Annotated in this window: 1 protein-coding gene; it reads left to right on the top strand. The window is 72.0% G+C overall.

The window, feature by feature from the left end; translation table 11 throughout:
- On the top strand, positions 1-332 hold a 332-nt coding region (locus NBY69_RS37225; protein WP_250306697.1), incomplete at both ends, for an MCE family protein.

The following is a 332-nucleotide window of genomic DNA, read 5'->3' as shown; positions in this document are numbered from 1 at the left end:
ACGACAACGCCGAGGTGAAACTGCGCGGCGTGGTGATCGGCGAGGTGCGCCACATCGCGTCCGACGGCGACGGGGCACGGCTCACCCTCGCCATCCGGCCGGACCGGCTCGGGCAGATCCCGGCCGACGTCACCGCGCAGATGCTGCCCACCACCCTCTTCGGAGAACGCTTCGTCGCCCTCGTGCCGCCCGCCGTCCCCTCCGCGGAGACACTCCGGGCCGGGGCGGTGATCCCGCAGGACCGCTCCAGCAACGCCATCGAGCTGGAGGAGGTCCTCGACAACGTCCTGCCGATGCTGACCGCGGTCAAGCCGGAGAAGCTCGCCGCCACC

Source organism: Streptomyces sp. A 4/2 (assembly GCF_940670765.1).
Lineage (GTDB): Bacteria > Actinomycetota > Actinomycetes > Streptomycetales > Streptomycetaceae > Streptomyces.
The sequence above is the reverse complement of the archived record's forward strand: the minus strand, read 5'-3'. Positions and strand labels throughout refer to the sequence as shown.